The organism is Microbacterium sp. W1-4-2 (genome assembly GCF_058349885.2).
Map to the genome: position 1 here is coordinate 754,669 of NZ_JBYRJC020000002.1, position 23,113 is coordinate 777,781.

Annotated in this window: 21 protein-coding genes and 1 pseudogene; 12 read left to right on the forward strand and 10 right to left on the reverse strand. The window is 70.4% G+C overall.

The window, feature by feature from the left end:
- Nucleotides 1-4 precede the first annotated feature (4 nt).
- Nucleotides 5-1,531: a peptidase M16 family protein gene (locus AC3RX0_RS11335; protein WP_491506085.1), complete on the forward strand. Its 1,527-nt coding sequence runs from the start codon at nt 5-7 to the stop codon at nt 1,529-1,531.
- Between the two features lie 36 nt (nt 1,532-1,567).
- Here the strand turns inward: AC3RX0_RS11335 and AC3RX0_RS11340 are convergent, their stop codons facing one another.
- Together AC3RX0_RS11340 and AC3RX0_RS11345 are read right to left on the reverse strand one after the other, a co-directional pair.
- Nucleotides 1,568-1,930, reverse strand: a complete 363-nt coding sequence (locus AC3RX0_RS11340; protein WP_491506086.1) for a TfoX/Sxy family protein — start codon at nt 1,928-1,930, stop codon at nt 1,568-1,570.
- Nucleotides 1,927-2,052: a hypothetical protein gene (locus tag AC3RX0_RS11345; protein ID WP_491506087.1), complete on the reverse strand. Its 126-nt coding sequence runs from the start codon at nt 2,050-2,052 to the stop codon at nt 1,927-1,929. Before AC3RX0_RS11345 ends, AC3RX0_RS11340 begins: the two co-directional genes overlap by 4 nt.
- A 100-nt stretch (nt 2,053-2,152) precedes the next feature.
- Between AC3RX0_RS11345 and AC3RX0_RS11350 the strand changes: the two genes are divergently transcribed.
- Together AC3RX0_RS11350 and AC3RX0_RS11355 are read left to right on the forward strand one after the other, a co-directional pair.
- A complete protein-coding gene (locus tag AC3RX0_RS11350) occupies nt 2,153-2,506 on the forward strand; it encodes a sterol carrier family protein (protein ID WP_491506088.1) in 354 nt (117 codons plus the stop codon).
- Nucleotides 2,507-2,568: 62 nt separating this feature from the next.
- Nucleotides 2,569-2,955 carry a potassium transporter Trk gene (locus AC3RX0_RS11355; protein ID WP_491506089.1) on the forward strand — a complete coding sequence of 129 codons (387 nt, stop codon included), beginning with the start codon at nt 2,569-2,571 and terminating at the stop codon, nt 2,953-2,955.
- Between the two features lie 9 nt (nt 2,956-2,964).
- Here AC3RX0_RS11355 and AC3RX0_RS11360 read toward each other — a convergent pair whose 3' ends face one another.
- Together AC3RX0_RS11360 and AC3RX0_RS11365 are read right to left on the reverse strand one after the other, a co-directional pair.
- Nucleotides 2,965-3,576 (reverse strand): zinc-binding alcohol dehydrogenase, encoded by a 612-nt coding sequence (locus tag AC3RX0_RS11360; RefSeq protein ID WP_491506090.1) that lies wholly within the window; start codon nt 3,574-3,576, stop codon nt 2,965-2,967.
- A 64-nt stretch (nt 3,577-3,640) separates the two neighbouring features.
- Nucleotides 3,641-4,792 carry a low temperature requirement protein A gene (locus AC3RX0_RS11365; RefSeq protein ID WP_491506091.1) on the reverse strand — a complete coding sequence of 384 codons (1,152 nt, stop codon included), beginning with the start codon at nt 4,790-4,792 and terminating at the stop codon, nt 3,641-3,643.
- Between the two features lie 109 nt (nt 4,793-4,901).
- Here AC3RX0_RS11365 and purM point away from each other — a divergent pair, with 109 nt between their 5' ends.
- Nucleotides 4,902-6,029 carry a phosphoribosylformylglycinamidine cyclo-ligase gene (gene purM / locus AC3RX0_RS11370; RefSeq protein ID WP_491506092.1) on the forward strand — a complete coding sequence of 376 codons (1,128 nt, stop codon included), beginning with the start codon at nt 4,902-4,904 and terminating at the stop codon, nt 6,027-6,029.
- Nucleotides 6,030-6,035: 6 nt separating this feature from the next.
- Complete coding sequence (gene purF, locus AC3RX0_RS11375; protein ID WP_491506093.1) at nt 6,036-7,496, forward strand: amidophosphoribosyltransferase; 1,461 nt, start codon at nt 6,036-6,038, stop codon at nt 7,494-7,496.
- 60 nt (nt 7,497-7,556) lie between these two features.
- Here purF and AC3RX0_RS11380 read toward each other — a convergent pair whose 3' ends face one another.
- Entirely contained in the window at nt 7,557-7,772 is a 216-nt protein-coding gene (locus AC3RX0_RS11380; RefSeq protein ID WP_491506094.1) for a DUF3073 domain-containing protein, read from the reverse strand.
- A 166-nt stretch (nt 7,773-7,938) separates the two neighbouring features.
- Here AC3RX0_RS11380 and AC3RX0_RS11385 point away from each other — a divergent pair, with 166 nt between their 5' ends.
- On the forward strand, nt 7,939-8,463 hold the full coding sequence (locus tag AC3RX0_RS11385) for a universal stress protein (RefSeq protein ID WP_491506095.1): 525 nt from the start codon (nt 7,939-7,941) through the stop codon (nt 8,461-8,463).
- A gap of 38 nt (nt 8,464-8,501) precedes the next feature.
- Here AC3RX0_RS11385 and AC3RX0_RS11390 read toward each other — a convergent pair whose 3' ends face one another.
- The 3 genes from AC3RX0_RS11390 to AC3RX0_RS11400 form a co-directional block, all read right to left on the reverse strand.
- Nucleotides 8,502-9,134, reverse strand: a complete 633-nt coding sequence (locus AC3RX0_RS11390; protein ID WP_491506096.1) for a PadR family transcriptional regulator — start codon at nt 9,132-9,134, stop codon at nt 8,502-8,504.
- Entirely contained in the window at nt 9,134-9,991 is an 858-nt protein-coding gene (locus AC3RX0_RS11395) for a DUF4097 family beta strand repeat-containing protein (RefSeq protein ID WP_491506097.1), read from the reverse strand. Before AC3RX0_RS11395 ends, AC3RX0_RS11390 begins: the two co-directional genes overlap by 1 nt.
- A 112-nt stretch (nt 9,992-10,103) precedes the next feature.
- The gene (locus AC3RX0_RS11400) at nt 10,104-10,541 is read right to left on the reverse strand and encodes an Lrp/AsnC family transcriptional regulator (protein ID WP_491506098.1); all 438 of its coding nucleotides are present in this window, start codon (nt 10,539-10,541) and stop codon (nt 10,104-10,106) included.
- 129 nt (nt 10,542-10,670) lie between these two features.
- Between AC3RX0_RS11400 and AC3RX0_RS11405 the strand changes: the two genes are divergently transcribed.
- From AC3RX0_RS11405 to AC3RX0_RS11415, 3 genes are all read left to right on the forward strand, one after another.
- Nucleotides 10,671-12,047, forward strand: coding sequence for a pyridoxal phosphate-dependent decarboxylase family protein (locus tag AC3RX0_RS11405; RefSeq protein WP_491506099.1), 1,377 nt, complete (start codon nt 10,671-10,673; stop codon nt 12,045-12,047).
- Nucleotides 12,048-12,249: 202 nt separating this feature from the next.
- Complete coding sequence (locus tag AC3RX0_RS11410) at nt 12,250-12,993, forward strand: MerR family transcriptional regulator (RefSeq protein WP_491506100.1); 744 nt, start codon at nt 12,250-12,252, stop codon at nt 12,991-12,993.
- A gap of 48 nt (nt 12,994-13,041) precedes the next feature.
- Nucleotides 13,042-13,260 carry a putative acetyltransferase gene (locus AC3RX0_RS11415; protein ID WP_491506101.1) on the forward strand — a complete coding sequence of 73 codons (219 nt, stop codon included), beginning with the start codon at nt 13,042-13,044 and terminating at the stop codon, nt 13,258-13,260.
- Between the two features lie 46 nt (nt 13,261-13,306).
- On the opposite strand, the gene AC3RX0_RS11420 is transcribed toward AC3RX0_RS11415, so the two are convergent.
- On the reverse strand, nt 13,307-14,551 hold the full coding sequence (locus AC3RX0_RS11420) for a CynX/NimT family MFS transporter (protein ID WP_491506102.1): 1,245 nt from the start codon (nt 14,549-14,551) through the stop codon (nt 13,307-13,309).
- Nucleotides 14,552-14,735: 184 nt separating this feature from the next.
- Between AC3RX0_RS11420 and AC3RX0_RS11425 the strand changes: the two genes are divergently transcribed.
- On the forward strand, nt 14,736-18,059 hold the full coding sequence (locus AC3RX0_RS11425; RefSeq protein ID WP_491506103.1) for an efflux RND transporter permease subunit: 3,324 nt from the start codon (nt 14,736-14,738) through the stop codon (nt 18,057-18,059).
- A gap of 92 nt (nt 18,060-18,151) precedes the next feature.
- On the opposite strand, the pseudogene AC3RX0_RS11430 reads toward AC3RX0_RS11425, so the two are convergent.
- Nucleotides 18,152-18,751: pseudogene (locus tag AC3RX0_RS11430) on the reverse strand (DUF998 domain-containing protein); the annotation flags it as partial.
- A gap of 362 nt (nt 18,752-19,113) precedes the next feature.
- On the opposite strand from AC3RX0_RS11430, the gene AC3RX0_RS11435 reads away from it, so the two are divergent.
- Both AC3RX0_RS11435 and AC3RX0_RS11440 read left to right on the forward strand, forming a co-directional pair.
- Nucleotides 19,114-21,027, forward strand: coding sequence for a DEAD/DEAH box helicase (locus AC3RX0_RS11435; protein ID WP_491506104.1), 1,914 nt, complete (start codon nt 19,114-19,116; stop codon nt 21,025-21,027).
- Between the two features lie 264 nt (nt 21,028-21,291).
- The gene (locus AC3RX0_RS11440) at nt 21,292-23,100 is read left to right on the forward strand and encodes a glycosyl hydrolase family 18 protein (protein WP_491506105.1); all 1,809 of its coding nucleotides are present in this window, start codon (nt 21,292-21,294) and stop codon (nt 23,098-23,100) included.
- Nucleotides 23,101-23,113: the final 13 nt, after the last annotated feature.

Here is a 23,113-nt window from a genome sequence, read left to right on the forward strand (position 1 = left end):
TCGAGTGCCACTGCCTCACATCACACGCTCCACGCTCAACGGCGTGCCGGTGTTCAGCGCCCCCATCCGCGCCGGATTCGCCGGCTCTCTGATCTTCGGCGTCGGCTTGCGAGATGAATCCGCCCGCAGCGCCGGAACGGCCCATCTCATCGAGCACCTGGTCATGAGCAGGGTCGGCCGAGTGCACATCGCGAACAATGCGCGCACCGATGAGGCCAGCATCGCGTTCTTCGCAGAAGGTCCTCCGGCTCAGGTCGTGGACTTCCTCAACCGGGTCATGTGCGTGATCTCAACGCTCAGCGAGATCGGCGACGACGACGTCGCCGAGCAGAAGAGGATCATCGCCGCCGAGCTCGGCGAGGACGACGAGCGGGTCGGGCGGGGCATGCTGTCTGATCGGTTCGGCCACCAGTCGCTCGGGCTGCTCGACACCGGGTCTCCCGCCCACCGCTCCCTGACCCGCTCCGACGTGCTCGCTTTCGCGGATGACTGGCTGCATGCGGGAAACGCCGCTCTCGTGTTCAACGACGACGTTCCCGAGGGGCTGAATGTCGTGCTGCCCGCGTCGCACACGCTGCCCGACCGTCCGGCGCCGGAGGTCGTCCGCCACGGCGGTTGGAACGAGGCCGGGACGAACCCGCTCTCGATCACCATGGTGCTGCGCTCCAACGATGTCGACGTGATGCGCCGGACGGGCTCGTACCTGGCCGAGGCCCTTCACACCGAGCTGCGCACCGCCCAGCAGCGCATCTACTCCGTGCAGGTGTTCGTCGCCGTCCTCACGCCCGACACACGCATCGTCGGCTTCGGGCTCGACGCGCGGGCTTCGGATGCCGTCGTGACAGCCGCTCAGGCGCTCGCGATCATCCGGCGGATCGCCGAGAACGGACCCGATGCAGAGCTGCTCACCGCAGACCGGGAGTCATGGATCCATTCCGTCGACATACCCGACGAGCAGTGGAGCTACGTCGAGAACCGGGTGATCGCGGTGCTGCGCGGGTGGCATGTGGGCGACCTGGACGACGCCGGTGCCCCGCAGGATGTGACGGGCGAGCAGATCCGCTCGGCCGTCGCCGCAGCGCTGCCCACGTTGTTCGTCACGCTCGGCGACGACACGCAGTACGAGGCCGACGACGAGGTCGGCAGCGCGCTGGGGCTGCCGCATGCGGCCGACCCGACACCGCTGTACGCTTCGCTGTCGAAGATACAACTGGTCCGGCACATCATGGCGCACCGGGGCGACACGTTTCAGCCACGGCTGTTCCGGGGCTGGCCTCGGGGCACCGATCTGGTGGTCGACGACGAGCGGATGACGCTTGCTGATCCCCAGAACGGCCTTGCCGAGATCGTGTTCGAGGAGCTGGCGCTCGCCTCCTATTCGGTCAAGCACCGCGTGTGGGCGATGTGCGCGCGGGACGGGCGCGGTGTGTTCCTGGATCTCGACGAGTGGCGGCGCGACGCGAAGCTGCATTCGCTGCTTCGCGATCGGGCGCCTGCCGAGGTCCGGTTCGACGTCGACGTCGACGGATAAGCCCGCATCATACCCGCTCTGCGGCACCCGCGGGTGTCAGTCGGCGGCGGCGCGATTGTGCTCCAGCGCGACGCCGACCCAGAACGCGAGCTCGTCGTCGTCGGCGACCGTGTCGGTCGAGACGCGCAGCCATGACCGGCCCATGTCGCGACCGGCCCCCATCTGCGCTTGGCTCGCGCCGGGGCGGGCGGTGAGCTCGGCGTGCCGGGCGGGGTCGATGCGCACGAGCAGGGCACCGTCCTTGCCGGCGCTGACGAGGATCTTGTCGTCGACCATGATCGCCACGCCGCCGAACATCGCGACCTCGCGCACGGGAGCCCCCGAGACCTCGCCCGTGCCGGTGTCGAGCATCGCCCGCACCCGGGCCGCGAGCCGCTCCTGCGCGATGCCCGTGCTCATGGTGCCGGCGGCCCGTACGAGAGCCGGTCGAAGGTCAGCACGCCGCGGGCGATCAGCCCGTCGCGCAGCGTCCACGCACGGTGCCGGGTCCGCGCGATGTCGTGTGCCGATTGCCCAGTCAAGACCCACCTCCGGGATTCGAAACCCGCCCCCATTCGAGAATGCCTCGTGCCGCCGCTGAAGACCAGCCCGATCCGTGCGGATGCGGGGTAGCGTATGCGCATGGCCCGCAAGATCTCTACGGAGGACGGAAGAGCCGCGCTCGCCGGCGTCAAGAGCGGTGACCCCGAGCGCACGGACCTCGCCACCGCCGTCCGGTATCTGCTGCAGCTCCTGGTCGAGAAGGCCCCCGGCCACACGGTCGAAGTGCGGGTGCCGCCGTTCGGGGCGGTGCAGGTGATCGAAGGGCCGCGGCACACGCGGGGCACGCCGCCGAATGTCGTCGAGACCGACCCGATGACCTGGATCTCGCTCGCGCTCGGCCAGCAGCAGTGGCAGGATGCCGAGGCCTCGGGCCGAATCCTCGCGTCGGGCGTCCGCGCCGACATCTCGGATCTGCTGCCCCTGCGCCCCTGATCGGCCGCCGCTGGACCAGACCCGGTGCATCCCGCGCACGCGCGCGGTGAGACAATGGAGGCATGACCGACCAGCCGCAGCAGCCCGAGACCGCGCCGAGCGCGGCCACGCCCGTGCCGGTCGAACTGGTTGAAGAGACCGTCGAGACCGTCACGGTGCGACGCGCACCCAAGATGCTGGTCTTCCTGCTGCTGGGCGCAGCCCTGGGCGTGCTCGTCGCGCTCATCCTCACCTACGGGTTCGGGGTCGTCGACTCCTCGGGCAACGAGGCGTCCACCGTCAGCCAGATCACGTACACGAAGAGCCAGATCTTCGGCTTCCTCGTGCTGGTGTGCGGGGTGGCCGGTGTCGCGCTCGGCGGCGTCGTCGCGCTGATCCTCGAGCGCACCGTCGGCCGGCGCACCACGCGCGTGCGCGTCGACCGCGAGAGCGTCACCTCCGCCGACTGAGTCCGGGCCTCACGCCAGCTCGGCGATGATCGGATGGATGGCGGCGTCGAACGCCACCACGTCCTGACGCAGGCTGTCGGTGACCGCGACCGTCAGCGCGCCGATCCACCACACCCCGCGCTGGGTCAGCGGCAGCACCTGCACGTTGAGCTCGAACGAGTGCGCGCGCCGGCCCACCTGGCGTTCGTGCTCCGCGATCGCGCTCGCATACGCCCGGTACGACGTGCCGGGCTTGGCCCCGGCATCCTTGCGGTATCGCGCGTGCATCGTCTGCGAGAGGGCCATCGCCTCGGACGCGTGCGGCGTGATCGCGCGGCGCAGCTCGTCGAACCCCTCGGCCGGCAGCGCGATCAGGGTCTCGAAGCCGTCGACGAGCTCGAGCGGCACCTTCGACGGGTGCGCACGCGGCTCGACCGTGAAGTCCCAGTAGGCGCTCCACTGCTCCTCGAGCGCATCCTGCGCGTCGTGGGAGCGATCGTTCGTGCGGGGCGGGATGCCGCGCAGCGACGGCAGCTCGGCGGGGGCGCGGATGCCGACCAGCTGCCGCAGGCACAGCGCGAGCAGCACGAGACGACTCGCATCCTCATGGATCGTCCACTCCGGCCCACCGGCTCCGCCCATGCCGCCATTGTAGGGCGGAGCGCCCCCGCCGGTCCCGGCGTTCTGCCCCCCAAGAGGCTCCCGCTCACGCCCGCACGCGGCCCCGCACCCGACGGGCGTTGACGACGCTCAGCGCCACGCACACGACGATGAGAAGAAGGGATGCCGCCGCCACGCCGATCGCGGTCAGCACCGCCGAGAGCGGCACCATCAGCCACGGAAGCACCACACCGGCCGGTCCCCACAGGACCACGTCGCGCCAGGCGGCCCCGTAGCGCAGGGACTCGGCCACGCTGGCGAGGAAGAAGAGGCAGACGCCCACTGCGATGCAGACCGCGGCGGCGATCGGCAGGCTGTCGGCCCCGTCGGCGACCGCGGTGCCGATGCCCGCCGCGAACAGCACGACCCCGGCGATCAGCAGCACCGGCAGGTACATCACGGTGTCGCGCAGGCCCTCGAGGCTGCCGCGGTGCTGCAGCCGGTGCAGGCCCATCTCGACCCCGACGGTGGCGAGCGTGAAGAACATCCACGCGAGCACCACCACGGCCACCAGGCCCAGCAGCGCGGCCACCGCGCTCGCCGGCGTCCAGTGCGCGGCGAGCTCGGTGATGATCGACAGCACCGATTCGCCGAAGACGATCACGACCAGCAGGCTCACCCGCTCGATGAGGTGGTCGACGTCCACGGCACGGCTCAGCCACGCCGACCCGCGACCCAGGTTCACCAGCAGCGCGATCTCGAGGGCGATCGCGGCCACCCACAGCACGTACCGCCACGGCCCGGGCGCCCAGATCGACACCGTCCACAGCACCGCGGGCACCAGGCAGTACAGCCACGGACGCCACCACGCGACGCCGATCGCCCGCCGCTTGGCCAGCCAGGGATACATCCACACGAGACGGATCGCCGCGTTGCCGAGCGCGAACGCCGCCGACCGCGCGGTGAGCGCCTCGGGGACGGCGGCGGCCATGAAGCCGACGGCGATCATCGCGATCCCGACCGCGATCCAGATCGTGGGGGTGACCCGTGCGCCGAACAGGTTCATCGTGACGCTGGCGTTGATCCACGCCCACCAGCCGGCCGCCAGCAGCACCGCGAACACGAGGCCGTCCGCCGGCGTCGGACCGCCGTGCATCGTGTGCGCGACCTGGCCGATATAGGCGACCATGACCAGGTCGAACAACAGCTCGAGCCAGTGCACGCGGCGGCCGCGCGCCGGCTGCTCGTCAGCACTCACGCGCTCAGCCTAGACACGGGGATGCCGCGGCACACCGGGTGCTTTCGGGCGCGCGTCATCGGGCCGCTCACCGGGCTTGTGCTCAGGTGTCGGCCACTAGGCTTGACGCGTGGTCGCATCGTCCCCCGCCAACCCCTATGCACAAGCCGGAGTCGACACCGCCGCGGGTGATCTCGCGGTCGAGCTGATGAAGTCCGCCGTCCGCCGCACCCACGGTCCCGAGGTCCTGGGCGGAGTGGGCGGATTCGCCGGCCTGTTCGACGCCTCGGCCCTGCTCGGGTACACCCGGCCGCTGCTCGCATCGAGCACCGACGGCGTGGGCACGAAGGTCGCGATCGCGCAGGCGATCGACAAGCACGACACGATCGGGCAGGACCTGGTCGGCATGGTCGTCGACGACATCGTCGTGGTGGGCGCCAAGCCCCTGTTCATGACCGACTACATCGCGTGCGGCAAGGTCGTGCCCGAGCGCATCGCCGACATCGTGGCCGGCATCGCCCACGGCTGCGCGGCCACCGGCACGGCCCTCGTCGGCGGCGAGACCGCCGAGCACCCGGGCCTGCTCGGCGCGAACGACTACGACGTGGCGGGCGCGGCGACCGGGGTCGTCGAGACCGACCGCGTGCTCGGCGCCGACCGCGTGCGCGCGGGCGATGTCGTGCTCGCTCTGGCCTCGAGCGGCCTGCACTCCAACGGCTATTCGCTCGTGCGCCACATCGTCACGGGCGCCGGCGTCTCCTACGCCTCGCACGCGGCCGAGCTCGGCACCTCGTGGGGCGAGGCGCTGCTCGAGCCCACCCGGCTGTACACGACACCGCTCCTGGGTCTCATCGACGCGGTGGGCGACGGCATCCACTCGCTCAGCCATGTCACCGGCGGCGGGATCGCCGCGAACCTCGCCCGGGTGCTGCCGCCCGGCACGTGGGTCGAGCTCGACCGGTCGACGTGGTCGCCCGCCCCCGTGTTCCGCGTGCTCGCCGACCTGGGCGGACTCGATCTCGTCGACACAGAAGGCACCTGGAACCTGGGCATCGGGTTCCTCGCGATCGTGGATGCGAGCGCTGCGCAGGCCGCGGCATCCACCCTCACCGCCGCGGGGATCGACACGTGGCAGGTGGGCGTCGTCGCCGACGGGCACCGGCCGGCCGGCGATTTCGAGTCCGGCGCGAAGGGCGTCGACGGCGGGGCCGTGCGCTTGGTCGGATCGTACGCAGACATCAGCAACGGAGCGAAGTAACACCACATGTGCGGCATCGTCGGCATGGTCGGGCGCGGCCCGGTCAACCAGGACATCTACGACTCCCTGCTGCTGCTGCAGCACCGCGGCCAGGACTCGACCGGCATCGCGACCGCCGAGCCGAACGGCACGTTCCACCAGCACAAGGGCCAAGGCATGGTGCGCGAGGCGTTCCGCACCCGCGACATGCGCTCGCTGCTGGGCAACGTCGGTCTCGGGCACGTGCGATACGCGACGCGGGGGTCGGCCTCGAGCGAAGAAGAGGCGCAGCCGTTCTACGTGAACGCGCCCTACGGCATCGTGCTCGTGCACAACGGCAACCTCACCAACACCCGGGAGCTCACCGATGAGCTGTTCCACAAGGACCGCCGGCACCTGAACACCACGAGCGACACCGAGCTGCTCGTCAATGTGCTCGCCAACGAGCTGCAGTCGTCGCTGTCGGGCCTCGAGCTCGGACCCGACGAACTGTTCGACGCCGTCACCCGCGTGCACGAGCGCGTCGAGGGTTCGTACGCGGCGCTCGCGCTGATCGCCGGCTACGGCCTGCTCGCCTTCCGCGACCCGTTCGGCATCCGCCCCCTGATCCTCGGCACCCGCAAGGCCGCCGACGGCACGTACGAGTGGATCGTGTCGAGCGAATCCCTCGTGATGGAGAACGGCGGCTTCGAGGTCGTTCGCGACGTCGCGCCGGGCGAGGCCGTGTTCGTCGACCTGGACGGCGTGCTGCACACGCGCCAGTGCGCCGCGGACCCGCAGCTGTTCCCGTGCTCGTTCGAGTACGTGTACCTGGCCCGGCCAGACTCGATCATGAACGGCATCGCGGTGTACGAGTCGCGGCTGCGCATGGGCGAGCGCCTGGCCGACACGATCGCCAAGCACGTGCCGCGCGAAAAGATCGACGTCGTCATGCCGATCCCCGACTCGTCGCGGCCCGCCGCGATGGAGGTGGCCCGCAAGCTCGGCATCGAGTACCGCGAGGGCTTCTACAAGAACCGCTACGTCGGCCGCACGTTCATCATGCCGGGTCAGGCGGTGCGCAAGAAGAGCGTCCGGCAGAAGCTGAACGCGATGTCGAGCGAGTTCAAGGGCAAGAACGTGCTGCTGATCGACGACTCGATCGTGCGCGGCACCACGAGCAAGCAGATCATCCAGATGGCGCGGGATGCCGGAGCCCTGTCGGTCACCTTCGCGTCGGCCGCCCCGCCCGTGCGGTACCCGCACGTGTACGGCATCAACATGCCCTCGCGCCACGAGCTGGTCGCCCATGGCCGCACGATCCCCGAGATCGCGCAGGAGCTCGGCTGCGACCACCTCGTGTACCAGGAGATCGACGACCTGAAGGCCGCGATCCTGGACGGATCGGAGATCGCCGACCTCGACATGAGCTGCTTCGACGGACGGTACGTCACCGGCACCGTCACGGACGAGTACCTCGCCTGGGTCGAGGGCGCGCAGGAGTCCTGACCGGCAGCGCCGCGGCATCCCGAATCGCATGCCGGGCGCTCAGCGAGCGCAGCGGACAGACTACGCCTGCAGGTGCTGGTACGAGCCCGAGGTCTCGTCGTCCTCCGTGTCGTCGTCGTCGGCGTACTCGTCCGCCCACTTGTCGACGTATTCTTCGCCGGCACCATCGTGATGCCCGAGCTCACGCTCGAGGGCCGTGAAGTTCACGTTGTACGTGTCGTACTTGAGTTCACGGGCGATCTTGGTGTGCTTCGCCTTCTGACGGCCACGCCCCATGCGAGACCCCCTTATGGTCCAAGTCGGCGGGCGGTCTCGCGCCCGACGCGTTCATGAAATCCGGTCGCAAGCCGGTAAGAGTAGCATTCAGGATATCACGCGGGGCGGTGACGGACCCGGCCCCGCGACGTGCTTCGAGTGGTCTCGCAGGAGAGGTGGACGACATATGTCCGACGCGGCATCCGATGCCACGCCCGAACCCGTCCTGACCGGCGCCGTGATCGTCGGCGTCGTGCCGGGCGAACCCCCGCGCGTAGCCCGAGAGGCAGCGCGGTATGCCAAGGCGTTCGGCGCTCCGCTGCTGGTCGTGACCGTCGACGTCACGCGATTCGTCGCGTACGAAGACCCCGACGGGTTCGTGCAGACGGCCTCGGCCGACCTCAATGCCGCCGGCCGCGAGCACGAGGTCGCCCAGATCACCGACGAGACGACGCAGGCCCTCGACGGGTGCGGCGTGGACTGGACGCTGCGGCAGCTCGTGGGCGACCCGGCCCTTGCGATCAAGAAGCTCGCCGACGAGGTCAAGGCCCGGCTCATCGTCGTCGGCACCCGCAAGCGCGGGCTCGGCGAGTCGATCCGCGAGTTCTTCACCGGGTCGGTGGCGGTGCGCCTCGCACACCGCCAGACCCGCCCGGTGCTGGTCGTGCCCATCGGCGAGATCCTCGAGGACGATCAAGAACTGCCCTGGTGAGGGCGGGGCGACAGGGGGTGAGCGCGGGGTGACCGCGGTCAGCGGGACTCCGGCGCCCCGGCCCGCAGGCTCAGCGCCCGTGTGACCGCGCGCGACGCCTCGTCGAGCGCCTGTGACAGATCGTCGACGACCGATGCCGACAGGTCGCCGCCGCGTGCGACGTGCGTGCGCAGGTCGGTGCGCACCTGGGCGCGGAACGCGTTGACCGTCGCATCGGCCCGCTGCAGCTGCTGCCGGCTGCGCACGCGCGGGTCGTCGCCGCGGTCGCGCGGGGGAGTGCTCGCCCGCTGGTCGTGCGCGGCCGAGGCGAGATCGGCGCGCAGGCTCTTCATCGCCGCGCGGACGCTGCCGCGCACCTCGTCGGCGATCAGCCGCACCGAGTCGGCGAGCCCCTCTTCGATGCCCTCGAGGTCGGTCGACCGGGCGGCCACCTCGTCGCGCCCGGCGTCGGTGATCGCGTAGACGGTCTTGCGGCCGTCGACGGTCTTGGTGACCAGGCCCTCCTCTTCGAGCTTCGCCAGCCGTGGATAGATGGTGCCGGCGCTGGGTGTGTACGTGCCGCCGGTGCGGTCGGACAGTGCCTGGATCAGGTCGTAGCCGTGCCGCGGCTGCTCGTCGAGCAGGCTCAGCAGGTACAGGCGCAGATCGCCGTGCGAGAAGACGGGTGCCATCACCACTCCTGTTCGTCGTACTCGGTGGCCGCCGACGCGTCGGTGGTCGGCGCCGGGCGCCGCAGCACCGTGAGGTCGCCCGAGACCGAGTTCGTGCGCACGTCGGCGAAGCTGCCCGACAGCTCGCCGGTCGAGCCGGTGTAGCTGGTCGGTCCGCTGCCCGAGCGCACGATACCGTCGATCTGCACGCGGCCGCTCACACTGCGGGCCACGAAGTTGGCCGCGTGGCCCTCGTCGAGGCGCACGGTGGCGTTGCCGCTGACCGTGTTCAGCGAGATCTGGTGGACGGGTCCGGTCGCGTCGACGAGCACGGCGCCCGACACCGTGTCGACGGTGGCCTTGCGCACGGCGCCGGCGGCCGCGACATCGCCCGAGACGCTGTTCGCGCCGAGGCTGCCGTCCAGGCCGCGGATCTGCACGTCGCCCGAGACGGCGTTCACCACGATGTCGCCGGTCAGCCCGTTGGCGATGATGTCGCCCGACACGGTGTTCAGCCGCGCGTCGCTGCGGATGCCCGAGACCAGCGCGCTCGCGCTGACGACGCCGAGCGTGAGCGCGACGTCGCGGGGGACGGCGACGCTGACCTCGGCCTTGGGGCCGCCCGCGCCGAAGTTGCGGAAGACTTCGAGGAAGTTGTCCCACCGCAGCTGCGGGTGGTCGATCTCGACGACGTCGCCGGTGACCTCGATGCGCAGGTCCTTCACCGTGACGCCGTGCACCTCGATGCGCGCGCCCGGCTCGTCGTGCGCGATCACGTCGACCTGGCCGCCGACGAGTCCGATCTTGAGCTTGCGCACGGTCTCGATGTCGATCACGCGCGTCTGCCCGGGCTGGATGAGCCATTTCTCAAGGGTCATGGGATGCTCCTGGGTGAGTGTGGAGGTCGCGATATATCGCGTTGGAGCGAGCATAACACGATATATCGCGTTTGTGTCAAGCGCCTTTCCCACTCACCCGCCGGCGATCGCCTCACGCCAGCGAGGCGGAACTGAGCAGGATGCTGGTCTCGCTGTCGCGGATGCCGTCCAGCGTGCGCAGCGCGTTCAGCACGCCGTCGAGACTGGCGAGACTGTCGCAGCTGAGCTCGGCCACGAGATCCCAACGCCCGTTGGTGGTATGCAGCGCGGCGATCTCGGGGATGCCGCGAAGCCCGGCCACGACATCCCGTGCGTCGCGCCCCTCCACCGCGACCATCGTGATCGCGCGGACCGCCGAGGCGGCGGCATCGTCGTGCACCCGCACCGAGAACCCGACGATCACGCCGGTGTCGACGAGGCGCTCGAGCCGCTTGTTCACGGTCGTCCGGGTGACGCCCAGGGCCTCGGCCAGCCGGACCACCGACTCGCGTCCGTTCGCGCGCAGTCGCGAGATCAGGCGCCGGTCGAGGTCGTCGAGATCGTGTTTCATGTTCTCAATGTAGATGCGAGGTAGACATAGTAGCTATAGATACGTCGAAATGACGCGTTGCGCTCATTGAAAGCACCCTCGCACCATTTCTAGTGTGGAAGGACCCCACCACCCGATCGGAAGACCGCGATGACCGACCCTGCCCGCATGCACGCCCTGACACCCGAGACCACCGCGATCGTCGACGACGTGCTCGACTACGCCCGTCGCCGTGAGCTCTACCACGACGTGCCGCTGGACAAGCCGCTGACGCAGCGCGAGCTCGTGCGGCTGGCCTCGGGCACGATCACCGAGGACGGGATCGGCGCGCGGCGGGCGGCGGGCCTGTTCGAGAACGTGCTCGCCCCGGCGTGCCTGTCGACCGACCACCCCGGGTATCTCTCGTTCATCCCGTCGGCGCCGAGCAAGGCGGCCACTGCGTTCGACGTCATCGTGTCGGCCTCGTCGGTCTACGGCGGGTCATGGCAGGAGGGCGCGGGCGTCGTCTACGCCGAGAACGAGGTGCTGCACTGGCTGGCCGGCGAGTTCGGCCTGCCCGCCGACGCCGGCGGCGTGTTCGTGCAGGGCGGCACGATCGGCAACCTGTCGGCCCTGGTGGCCGCCCGCGACGCCGCCCGCCGCCGCCGGCGCGCAGAGGGACTGGACGATCCGGGACGCTGGGTGATCGTGTGCAGCGCCGAGGCGCACTCGTCCGTGGTGTCCGCGGCATCCATCATGGACGTCGACGTGGCGGGCGTGGCCACCGGACCCGACGGCCGCCTGCACGGCGACGCCGTCGCGGCCGCACTCGACGAGCACGGCGACGCGGTGTTCGCCGTGGTCGCCACGGGCGGAACCACCAACTTCGGCATCGTCGACGACATCGCCTCGATCGCCGACGTGACGACCGCCCGCGGCGTCTGGCTGCACGTCGACGGCGCCTACGGCCTGGCCGCGATGCTCGTGCCGCGCATGCGTTCGGTCTTCGCCGGGGTCGAACGCGCCGACTCGGTGATCGTCGACCCGCACAAGTGGCTGTTCGCGCCGTTCGACGCGTGCGCGCTGATCTATCGGGATCCGGCCGCCGCGCGGCTCGCGCACACCCAGCACGCCGAATACCTCGAGACCCTCACGGACGGCGCCGACTGGAACCCCTCGGACCTTGCGATCCAGCTGACGCGCCGGGCCCGAGGCATCCCGCTCTGGTTCTCGCTCGCCACGCACGGCGCCGGGCAGTACCGCGCGGCGATCGAGTACGGCATTGATCTGGCGCGCCGGATCGCGGATGAGATCGAGGCGCGCGACGGCCTGTCGCTCGTGCGCGACCCGCAGCTGTCGGTCGTCGTGTTCCGGCGCGAGGGGTGGGATGCCGCGGCCTACCGTGCCTGGTCGGACCGCCTCCTCGACGAGCAGATCGGCTTCGTCGTCCCCAGCTCGCACGACGGCGAGACGGTGCTGCGGTTCGCGATCATCAGCCCGCTGACGACCTACGAGAAGCTCGTGGAGATCCTCGACACCCTCGTGTGACGACACCTTCGTGTGACGTTCTTCGCCCGTCCGTCCGTCCGCTCGGGTTCCGCATCGTCGAGATCGCACGAACTGTGCCGGAATCCGCCGGCCGCGCGCCGTTTGCGCGATCTCGGCCGTCGCGCGGTGCCGTTCGACCATTCCCGCGCTTGACCTTGACGCAACGTCAACCTCTACCGTGGAGCGCGGAAGGGAGGACGACATGGACTGGTCGATCCAAGAGGTCGCGAAGCTCGCCGGGACGACGAGCCGCACGCTGCGTCATTACGACGATATCGGGCTGCTCGCACCGACCCGCGTCGCGCCGAACGGCTACCGGCACTACGACGAGACCGCGCTCGTGCGGCTGCAGCGCATCCTGCTGCTGCGCGAGCTCGGACTCGGACTGCCGCAGATCGCCGACGTGCTCGCACGCGAGACGAGCGAGACCGCGGCGCTGACCACGCACCTGGCCCTGCTGCGGCAGGAGCGCGGGCGCATCGACCGGCAGATCGCCGCCGTGTCGTCGACGATCGACGTGTTGAGAGGGGGTGAGAAACCCATGGCAGAGAACATGTTCGACGGCTTCGACCACACGCAGTACAAGGAAGAGGTCACCGAGCGCTGGGGTGCCGACGCCTACGCGCGCAGCGACGCGTGGTGGCGCGGCAAGACCGACGCCGAGAAGGCCGAATGGCAGCAGCGGGTCGCCCAGCTGCAGGACGAGTGGAAGGATGCCGCGACCCGCGGCATCGATCCCGCCGGCGACGAGGCGCAGGCGCTCGCCGAGCGTCACGTGGCGTGGCTGACCGGCGTTGCGGGCATCCCCACCGACCTGAAGGCATACGTCACAGGGCTCGGGGAGATGTACGTCGCCGACCCGCGGTTCGGTGCGAACTACGGCGGCACCGCCGGTGCGGAGTTCGTCCGTGACGTGCTGCGCGTCTACGCCGAGGCCCGGCTGTAGCCGAGCCGCGGCGGCCGAGCGTCCACCCGACCGGCATAGGCTGGCCGGGTGGGCGATCCGGTCGAATTCCTGCGCGGCTGCGCGCTGGGCACGCGCGTGACGGTGCGCCGCCGCATCGACGACGGCTGGACCGACGCCCTCGGCTATCTGCGCGAGCTGTCCGACACGGCGTGCGTCGTCGAGACGCGCCGCGGCCCGGTGACCGTGCCGTTGGATGCCGTGACCCACGCGATCGCCGTCCCCGAGCCGCCGCCCCGCCGCCGGTAGCCGATCTGAACACGGCACAGGCCCCGGCCGGACGGCGCCGGCCCGGTCAGCGCCGAATGTCCTCGACGAACCGGGGGCGGCCGGCGAGGATGCCGAACACGGCGATGCCGAGCGAGACGACCAGCAGCAGTGCCAGCGGCACATTCCACGAGCCGGTCGTGTCGTGCAGCACGCCGACCAGGATCGGGCCGAAGGCGGCCAGCAGATATCCCACGGACTGGGCCATGCCCGACAGCGACGCGGCCTGCTCGTGGTTGCGCGTGCGCAGCCCGAACAGCGACAGCGCGATCGTGATCTGCGCACCCGCGGCGAGCCCCACGAGCACGACCCAGACCAGGTCCAGGGCGGGCACGAACAGCTGCCCCGCCATCGCGACGACGGCGAACGCCGCGGCCACGACCGTCAGCGCGCTCTGCGAGCGCAGCCGGTGCAGCAGCGCCGCGCCGATCAGGCTGCCCGCGATGCCCATGGCCTGGAACACGAACTGGTGCCAGCCGGCAGCGAGCTTCGGCAGCCCGCTCGCGTTCTCGATCGCCGGCCACCACGTGATGACGGTGTAGTAGATCGTCGACTGCAGGCCGAGATAGATCGTCACCCACCAGGCGAGCCGGTTGCGCCACATGCTCCCGATGTGGACGGGGTCGCTCGGCACGTCCATCTCGGCGGCGGCCGCGGCATCCTCCGCCCCTTCGGCCGTGTGCCGCCGGCGCAGCTGCGGCAGGAACACCGCGAACCCGATCAGCGCCAGCCCCGCCCAGACACCCAGCGACAGGCGCCAGCCCGAGTCGGTCAGGCCCGCGATCGGCACGGCCAGGCCCGCGGCGATGGCGGCCACCCCGCTCTGCACGGCGGAGTAGATCCCCGTCATCGCGCCGACCCGGTCGGGGTACTCGCGTTTGACCAGCGCCGGGATGAGCACGTTGAGCATCGCGATGGCGGCGCCGAGTACGGCCGTGCCGATCCAGATCATTCCGGCCACCGGCACCGAACGCAGCACGATGGCGCCGGCGAGCACGAGCAGGGATCCGCCGAGCGCCCATTCCAGCCCGATGCGCCGCGCAACGGCCGGGGCGAACGGTGAGACGACGGCGAAGCCGATCACGGGCAGGGCGATGAGAAAGGATGCCGCAGCCCCGCCGAATCCGAGTTCCGCGCGGATGTCGCCCAGCACCGGACCCACCGATGTGATGCTCGCACGCAGGTTGACCGCCAGCAGGAGGACGCCGGCCAGAACCAATCCGCCGCGTACGACGCCGTCCGCGCGTGAGGGCGGCAGCGAAGCATGGGGCATTGCCCCAGGCTATGCCCGAATTCGGTATACCGTCCAATCGGCCGAAGGCGAGGCATCCCACCGGCAGGGGAACCCTCACCCGGACATGGAATACTGTGCCCGGGCGGCGAACGCACCACGTCTTGTCGCCGCGTCCTGACGCCGCGTCATCCGTGCCGTCGTACGTTCCCTCCGAAGGTCATCCGTGTCCAAGCTCGCCGTCCTCAGCCTGCGCAACCGCGCGCTCATCGCCCTGATCACGATCGTCGCCGCCGTCTTCGGGGGACTGGCGCTGGTCAACCTCAAGCAGGAGCTGATCCCGTCGATCGAGTTCCCGCAGCTGGTCGTCGTCTCGAGCTATCCGGGGGCCTCGCCCGAGGTCGTGGCGGGCGACGTCTCCACCCCGATCGAACAGGCGATCCAGGGCGTGCCCGGGCTGGAGCAGACGAGCGCCACGAGCACGACGAACTCGTCGGTGGTGCAGGCCCAGTTCACGTACGGTACGGACCTGGCCACCGCCGAGCAGAAGATCGACGTCGCCATCGCTCGCATCAAAGCCACCCTGCCGTCGGGTGTCGACCCGAACGTCATCTCGGCGTCGATCGACGACTTCCCTGTCATCCAGCTCGCCGTCACCGGCTACAAGGACGAGGCGGCGACGCAGGCGCGCCTGCAGTCGACGATCGTCCCCGAGATCCAGGACCTGGCCGGGGTGAACGCGGCCCAGATCGTCGGCGGCCGCGGAAAGCGCGTGACGATCACCCCCGACGCCGACAAGCTCGCGGCGGCCGGGTTCACGACGCAGTCGATCAGGGACGCCCTCGCGCAGAACGGCATGCTGTTCCCCGGCGGCGACATCACCGACGGCGGCAAGACGCTGACCGTGCAGACGGGGTCGAAGCTCGAGTCGGTCGATCAGGTCGCCGCCCTGCCGCTCGTGCCGTCCACGCCGGCCCAGGCCGCGGGTGGGGCCAAGACCATCGCGGACGTCGCGTCGGTCGTGCTCGCGCAGGACCCGGTGACCACGATCTCGCGGGTGAACGGCAAGGACGCCCTGACCCTGGCGATCACCAAGCTGCCGTCGGCCAACACGGTCGACGTGTCGAAGGCCGTGCGCGCCGACCTGCCCGCGCTCGAGCGCAAGCTCGCCGGCGGAGCGTTCACCGTCGTGTTCGACCAGGCGCCGTACATCCAGCAGTCGATCGACTCGCTGGCGCAGGAGGGCCTGCTCGGCCTGCTGTTCGCCGTGATCATCATCCTGATCTTCCTGCTGTCGGTGCGCTCGACGCTGGTCACAGCGATCTCGATCCCGACCAGCGTGCTCATCACGTTCATCGGCATCCAGGCGTTCGGGTACTCGCTGAACATCCTGACCCTGGGGGCGCTGACGATCGCGATCGGCCGCGTGGTCGACGACTCGATCGTGGTGATCGAGAACATCAAACGCCATTACGTCGCCGGCGCCGACAAGCTCGCCGCCATCATCCGCGCCGTGCGCGAGGTGGCCACCGCCGTCTCGGCATCGACCATCACGACGGTCGCCGTGTTCCTGCCGATCGCGTTCGTCGGCGACATGACCGGCGAACTGTTCCGTCCGTTCGCGCTGACGGTGACGATCGCCATGGCCGCGTCGCTGTTCGTGGCGCTGACGATCGTTCCGGTGCTCGCATACTGGTTCCTCAAGCCGGGGAAGGCGGTGGTGGATGCCGGGGGCGACGCGATCGATCCCGAGTCGCCCGATGCGCCCCCGTCGCGCCTGCAGAAGAGCTACCTGCCGATCCTGCGGTGGACGCTCAAGCACTCGTGGGTCACCGTGCTGCTGGCCGTGCTGGTCATGGGCGGGACGGTCGCGCTCGCCCCGCACATGAAGACGAACTTCCTCGGCGACTCGGGGCAGAACACGTTCACGATGACCCAGGACCTCGGGCCCGCGGCATCCCTCACCTCCGAAGAGACCGCGGCGCAGAAGGTCGAGACGGCGATCAAGGACGTGTCGGGCATCGACACCGTGCAGGTCTCGATCGGGTCGTCCGGCTCGGCGCTGCGCGACGCGTTCTCGGGCGGCGGCAGCGGGATCACCTATTCGATCACCACGAACCCCGCGGCGGATCAGACGCAGGTGCGCAGCGACGTCGAGAAGGCCGTCGCGGGCCTGAACGACGTCGGGACCATCACGATCGCGACCTCGGAGGGCGGGTTCGGCTCGTCCGACGTCGAGATCGACGTCACCGCGCCCGACGCCGAGACGCTCACGACGGCCACCGACGCGGTCGTGCACGCGGTCGAGGGCAAGCAGGGCATCGGCCAGGTGTCGACGAACCTGGCCGCGTCGCTGCCGTACATCGCCGTCTCGGTCGACCGCGACAAGGCGGCGAAGCTCGGGCTGAGCGAGGTCGCGGTCGGCGGCATGGTGTCGAACACGATGAGGCCGCAGTCCATCGGCGCGGTCGAGATCGACGGCACCAACCTCACGGTGTACCTGGCGGCCTCGTCGGCGCCGGACTCGATCGACGCGCTCAAGGCGATGCAGGTGCCGACCGCGACCGGCCCGGTGCGGCTGGACGCGGTCGCCTCGGTCGCCGAGACCACCGGTCCCACCTCGATCACGACGCAGCGGGGAGTGCGCACCTCGACGGTCACGGTCACCCCGTCGACCGACAATCTCACCGCGGCGTCGTCCACGATCACCGAGGCGCTGAAGACCGCGGATCTGCCCGAGTCGGCCAACGCGTCGATCGGCGGCGTTCTCTCGCAACAGGGCACCGCGTTCTCGCAGCTGGGGCTGGCGATGCTCGCGGCGATCCTGATCGTCTACATCGTGATGGTCGCGACCTTCAAGTCGCTGCGCCAGCCGCTGCTGCTGCTGATCTCGGTGCCGTTCGCCGCGACCGGCGCGATCCTGCTGCAGCTGGCGACCGGGGTACCGCTGGGCGTCGCCTCGCTGATCGGCGTGCTCATGCTGATCGGCATCGTCGTGACCAACGCCATCGTGCTCGTCGACCTGGTCAACCAGTACCGCGTGAAGGGGCTGTCGGCCCACGACGCCGTCATGGCCGGCGGCTCGAGGCGGTTGCGCCCGATCCTCATGACGGCGCTGGCGACCATCTTCGCGCTGACGCCGATGGCGCTGGGCATCACCGGGCACGGCGGCTTCATCTCGCAGCCGCTGGCGATCGTGGTCATCGGCGGGCTCGTCTCGTCCACCGTGCTGACGCTGCTCGTGCTGCCCACGCTGTACAACCTGGTCGAGGGGGCGCGGGAGCGCAGGCTCGCGCGCCGGTCGGCCCACGCCGGTGCGACCACGGCGCCGAGCGTGCACGAGAGCGCGGACGAGGCCGCAGCCACCGCCGTGCGCGAGACGGCGGTCGTGCGCGAGACGGCGGTCGTGCGAGAGACGGCGGCTCCGGTCGAGAAGGCCGCGAACAGGTCCGCCTCGGCGGGCGGTGCGTCGTCGTTCCTCGGCGGTGCCGCGTCGGCGGCTCCGGTGCAGCAGGAGAGGCGGCCGCGGCATCCGCACGACGAGGCGTGAGCCTCCAGTCGCTCCACGGCACCGCGCAGTCGGGCCGCGTACACGCTGATCCAGCCGAAGATCAGGATGAAGCCGATCATCTCGAGCGCGGCCAGCGTGATCAGGCCGCACAGGAACGTGACGATGGCCGACACCAGCACGACTGCGACGCCGAGCGTGAGCCCCAGCATCCCGCGCGAATACTGACGCCGGCGCAGCCCGACCGTGAGCAGCATGCCGAGGAACGAGAGCATGATGCCCGATGCGGCGCGGTCGTGCAGGAACCCGTTGACGTTGACCGGGATGATGCCCACCAGGGTCAGGTGCAGACCGGCCGAGGCCACAAGCGTCCAGAACGCACGGGTGCGCTTGAGTCCGCGCAGGTCCTGCATCGAGTGGATGTCGCGCCGAAGGCTTCGCGCGAGCGCCACGATGACGAGCCCGGCGACGATGACGGTCAGGTTGAACGTATCGCCCGAGAAGCCGCGATTCGTGCCGAGCTCGCTGAAGTGCATGCGCCACCAGCCGGTGTCGGGTGTCGTCGCGATCGACAGGCCGGTCCCCGCGGCCAGCATGATGATCGTCAGCGTGGCGAGCACGGGAGCGTTCGGCAGTATGCGCAACCCCGGAAGCGCGCGGATCCCCGGTAGCGCGGGCACCGAAAAGGCGCCGCCCACTCTCCACGTGAGCGGTATCGGTGCGGTCGTTGTCATCGAGATCCCCAGCGTCGTCGAGGCGCCCGACGGCGCTCGGATCCCAGCATCCGGCGCGACGGGACGCCGGATGCGGATTTCCCAGTCCCCAGCGTGACGACATGCGTCGGGATGATCGTATCCGCCTTCGGCCGCTTTTGGGGCTCTGGTGGGGCTAGTTCTCAGCCCGAGCCGATAACCTGGGGCGTCGGCTCTGGACGCCGCCGTTGTTCGGCGGGTGGATTCTGTGACGTCCTGGGGGCCGATGGTGAGCGCCGATCGGCGCGCATGACCATCACATGAATGGCCCCGGCCGACGGTGCTCCGGGATGCTCGAGCCTGCGCTCGAGCGCTGTTCTCGTGCGAGAACCAGAAGGACAATCATGCCCAAGAGCAAGAAGCCGGCCGGCGGCCGGCCGTCGCGCAACTTCGATCCCCGATACGGCAGCAAGCCGAAGCGGCGTCCCGGCGAGTCATCGTCCGGCAAGCCCGGCAGCAAGAGCCCGACGCACCGGGGCTTCCGGACGAGCGAGGCGGATGCCGCGCAGCCCAAGCGCCGCTGGACCGCTCAGGAGAAGGCGGGACGCGACGAGGCGCGCGCGATCCGCGGCGAGCGTCGCGGCCAGGACGACCGCCCGACGTACCGCGGCGACCGACCGGTGCGCCGGGACGACCGCCCGTCGCACCGGGGGGAGCGTCCGTCGTACCGGGACGAGAGTCCGGCTCGCCGGGAGGATCGCCCGTCGTATCGCGATGACCGTCGTCCGTCGTACCGGGACGAGCGTCCGGCTCGCCGGGACGACCGTCCGTCGTATCGCGATGACCGTCCCGCCCGCCGGGACGAGCGTCCGGCTCGCCGGGACGACCGCCGTCCGGCGTATGACGACCGCCGTCCGGCGTACGACGACCGCCGCACACCGCGCTTCCGCGACACGCCGTCGCACACGCACCGCGACCGTGCCTTCGCGCCCGAGCGCGACCGCCGCGGCCCGCGCGACGAGCACCGCACGCATGACCAGCACCGCACGCGCGAGCAGCACCGCACCCACGACGAGCACATCGACGTCGTGCACGAGCGGCTGCAGGCCGAAGCGGTGCAGGCGGATGCCGGGGCCACGGCATCCTTCTCGGACCTCGGTCTCGGGCAGAACATCGTGAAGGCCCTCGCCGACATGGGCGCCGAGCACCCGTTCCCGATCCAGGCGGCGACGATCGCCCCGATCCTGGGCGGCAAGGACGTGCTGGGCCGCGGCCGCACCGGCTCGGGCAAGACCATCGCCTTCGGCGCGCCGCTCGTGGAGTCGCTGCTGCGCGGCAAGGCCGGCACGAAGCGCGAGTTCGGGCGGGCGCCGCAGGCGATCATCCTCGCCCCGACGCGCGAGCTCGCACTGCAGATCGACCGCACTGTGCAGCCGATCGCCCGCAGCGTCGGTCTGTTCACGACCCAGGTCTACGGCGGCGTGCCGCAGGCGCGCCAGGTCGGCGCGCTCAAGAAGGGCGTCGACATCGTGATCGGCACGCCCGGCCGCATCGAGGACCTCATCGACCAGGGCAAGCTCGACCTGTCGGACGTGCGCATCGCCGTGCTCGACGAGGCCGACCACATGTCCGAGCTCGGCTTCCTCGAGCCGATGCAGCGGATCCTGCGCCGCGTGCCCGCGGGCGCCCAGAAGCTGCTGTTCTCGGCCACGCTCGACCGCGAGGTCGCAGCCCTCGTCGACGAGTTCCTCGTCGAGCCGGCCGTGTACGAGGTCGCCGGCGAAGACCAGGACTCCAGCACGATCGATCACCGGGTGCTCGTGATCGACCACCGCGACAAGGCCGAGATCCTCGCGTCGCTCGTCGACCGCGCGGGCAAGACGCTCGTGTTCTCGCGCACCCGGGCCTACGCCGAGATGCTCGCCGAGCAGTTCGACGAGGCCGGCATCCGCGCGGTCGCGCTGCACGGCGACCTCAACCAGGCCAAGCGCAGCCGCAACCTGCAGCGCATGACCGACGGCAAGGTGAACGTGCTCGTCGCGACGGATGTCGCGGCCCGCGGCATCCATGTCGACGACATCGACCTCGTGATCCAGGCCGACGCGCCCGACGAATACAAGACGTACCTGCACCGCGCGGGCCGCACCGGCCGCGCCGGTCGCGAGGGCACGGTCGTGACGCTGATCCCGCGCCAGCGCCGCCGCCGCATGACCGAGCTGCTCGACCGCGCCGAGATCGAGGCGCCGTTCGAGGACGCGCGCCCCGGCGACGACATCCTCGAGGAGCTCGCCGGCCGCCAGGTCGACCCCGTCGCCTGACCCGGCCCGCTCGCTCCCTGAACCGCGAGGGTACAGCTGAGCGGCGAGGGTGCGGCTCGTTCCCGTACCCTCGCCCGCCCGCTGTACCCTTGCCGGTCGCCGCGCTCTCGGGCCGCCATCGTGGCGGCGCACGCCTTCCGTTCGAGGTGCCGATCTGCCAGGATGAGCCGCGTGTGTTCGTGAGGACGCCTTGCACCACAGGCTCAGCGTCCCGTCAGGCCGCGCCGCACCGGGGCACGGCTCACGATCGAAGGAGCTTGTGACATGACCTCCCGCAGGTCCGCGCTGGTCACCGCACTCGTCGGAGCAGCCCTCGTCGGTGTCGTCGTGGCCGCGTCCGTCTCGGCCGCACCCTCACCCGTGCGGGCTGCGGCATCCACCGATGTCGCCGCCCCGACCACGACGCTGAACGGATACCGCAACGTCGGCTACTACGGCGCCTGGCAGGCCTCGGGCGACGCGCACGCGACGCTCAAGCGCCTGTTCGTCGACAAGGGCGCGGCCCGCAACATCACGCAGCTGAACTACGCGTTCGGCAACATCGCGGGCTCGCAGGCCTCGCTCGACGCCGCGCGCAAGAAGGGCGTGCAGGGCCTGGACGGCGTGAAGCCGTACACGTGCTTCATCTCGGATGCCACGGCCTCCGCCGCCGGTCGGACCGACGTCGCCGGGGATGCGGCCGACGACTTCGTGCGCGCCTACAGTGCGGCGGACTCGGTGCTGGGCATCGCCGACCGGAAGGATGCGAGAAGGCAGCCCCTGGCCGGGAACTTCAACCAGCTGCGCGAGCTCAAGCGGCTGTATCCCGACCTGACGATGTCGATCTCGCTCGGCGGATGGTCGTGGTCGAAGTCCTTCTCGACGGCGGTCTCGACCGCCGAGGGCCGTGCGGCGCTGGCCTCCAGCTGCATCGACCTCTACATCAAGGGCAACCTGCCGGTGATCGACGGCCGCGGCGGCAAGGGCGCCGCGGCGGGCATCTTCGACGGCATCGACCTGGACTGGGAGTGGCCCGGGGCTGCGGGCTGGGCGCAAGAGACCGGCAACACCGTCGACCCCGAGAACGACGGCGCGAACTTCCTGGCATTCGTCAGGGAGCTGCGCACGCAGCTCGACGGCCTGACCGCGCGGACCGGCCACGTGTATCGGATCTCGGCGTTCCTGCCCGCGAGCCCGACCGTGATCGATGCGGGCGGCTGGAATGCGCCCGAGCTGTTCCGGTACATCGATTACGGCAACCTGCAGGGCTACGACCTGTGGGGCCCATGGGCATCCGAGACCGGGCACCAGTCGAACATCTACGGCGATCCTTCGCACAACGACGGTCTCGGACTGGACACGATCGTCGCTGCATACCGCGATGCGGGTGTCGACCCGGCGCAGCTGAACATCGGCGTGCCCGCGTACGGGCAGGGGTGGAAGGATGCCGCGGACCGGCCGTGGGCGACGGGCACGGGCCTCGGGCAGCGGACGTGGGATCAGCTGAAGGGCCGCGACCTGAAGATCAGCCACGAGTACACCCCCGCCGGATCCTTCACCGCGACCTGGGGATACGACGAGGCTTCGCGCGAGTTCTGGTCGTTCGACGATCCGTTCGCCGTCGCCGAGAAGACGAAATGGGCGATCGGGCAGGGCGTGGGCGGCGTGGACTATTGGGAGCTCGGCAGCGATGTCGCCGGCAATCTCTCGGCGGCCGGCGCGACCGTGATGCGGGGCGCCGACCGGGGTCCCCTCGCAGGCAACCCGGCGCTGCTGTGCCAGAACACGCCGTCGGTCGCGCCCCGGGCGTGGAACGCGCAGACGACATACCGCAGGGGCGACCTGGTCTACCTCGACGGCACCGTGTTCCGGGCGATCTGGTACGCCCGCGGCGTGCAGCCCGGAACGAACGACAAGGGACCGTGGAGCACCCTGACCGCGTGCGGAGTCGACCCGTCGACCGCGCAGCCGTGGACGGCCGACCGCGTCTACCACACCGGCGACAGGGCGATTCTTCAGGGCCGCACCTACACCGCGAAGTGGTGGACGCGCGGCGACCTGCCCGGAGCCGAGCGCGACAGCCCCTGGCGCTGAGCCGGCCGCCCGG

Excerpts from the sequence above, each read along its gene's own strand:
- AC3RX0_RS11340 (WP_491506086.1), bottom strand. The coding sequence starts at position 1,930 with ATGAGCACGGGCATCGCGCAGGAGCGGCTCGCGGCCCGGGTGCGGGCG.
- AC3RX0_RS11350 (WP_491506088.1), top strand. The coding sequence starts at position 2,153 with ATGGCCCGCAAGATCTCTACGGAGGACGGAAGAGCCGCGCTCGCCGGC.
- AC3RX0_RS11355 (WP_491506089.1), top strand. The coding sequence starts at position 2,569 with ATGACCGACCAGCCGCAGCAGCCCGAGACCGCGCCGAGCGCGGCCACG.
- AC3RX0_RS11360 (WP_491506090.1), bottom strand. The coding sequence starts at position 3,576 with ATGGGCGGAGCCGGTGGGCCGGAGTGGACGATCCATGAGGATGCGAGT.
- purF (WP_491506093.1), top strand. The coding sequence starts at position 6,036 with ATGTGCGGCATCGTCGGCATGGTCGGGCGCGGCCCGGTCAACCAGGAC.
- AC3RX0_RS11380 (WP_491506094.1), bottom strand. The coding sequence starts at position 7,772 with ATGGGGCGTGGCCGTCAGAAGGCGAAGCACACCAAGATCGCCCGTGAA.
- AC3RX0_RS11385 (WP_491506095.1), top strand. The coding sequence starts at position 7,939 with ATGTCCGACGCGGCATCCGATGCCACGCCCGAACCCGTCCTGACCGGC.
- AC3RX0_RS11390 (WP_491506096.1), bottom strand. The coding sequence starts at position 9,134 with ATGGCACCCGTCTTCTCGCACGGCGATCTGCGCCTGTACCTGCTGAGC.
- AC3RX0_RS11395 (WP_491506097.1), bottom strand. The coding sequence starts at position 9,991 with ATGACCCTTGAGAAATGGCTCATCCAGCCCGGGCAGACGCGCGTGATC.
- AC3RX0_RS11400 (WP_491506098.1), bottom strand. The coding sequence starts at position 10,541 with ATGAAACACGATCTCGACGACCTCGACCGGCGCCTGATCTCGCGACTG.
- AC3RX0_RS11405 (WP_491506099.1), top strand. The coding sequence starts at position 10,671 with ATGACCGACCCTGCCCGCATGCACGCCCTGACACCCGAGACCACCGCG.
- AC3RX0_RS11410 (WP_491506100.1), top strand. The coding sequence starts at position 12,250 with ATGGACTGGTCGATCCAAGAGGTCGCGAAGCTCGCCGGGACGACGAGC.
- AC3RX0_RS11420 (WP_491506102.1), bottom strand. The coding sequence starts at position 14,551 with ATGCCCCATGCTTCGCTGCCGCCCTCACGCGCGGACGGCGTCGTACGC.
- AC3RX0_RS11435 (WP_491506104.1), top strand. The coding sequence starts at position 19,114 with ATGCCCAAGAGCAAGAAGCCGGCCGGCGGCCGGCCGTCGCGCAACTTC.
- AC3RX0_RS11440 (WP_491506105.1), top strand. The coding sequence starts at position 21,292 with ATGACCTCCCGCAGGTCCGCGCTGGTCACCGCACTCGTCGGAGCAGCC.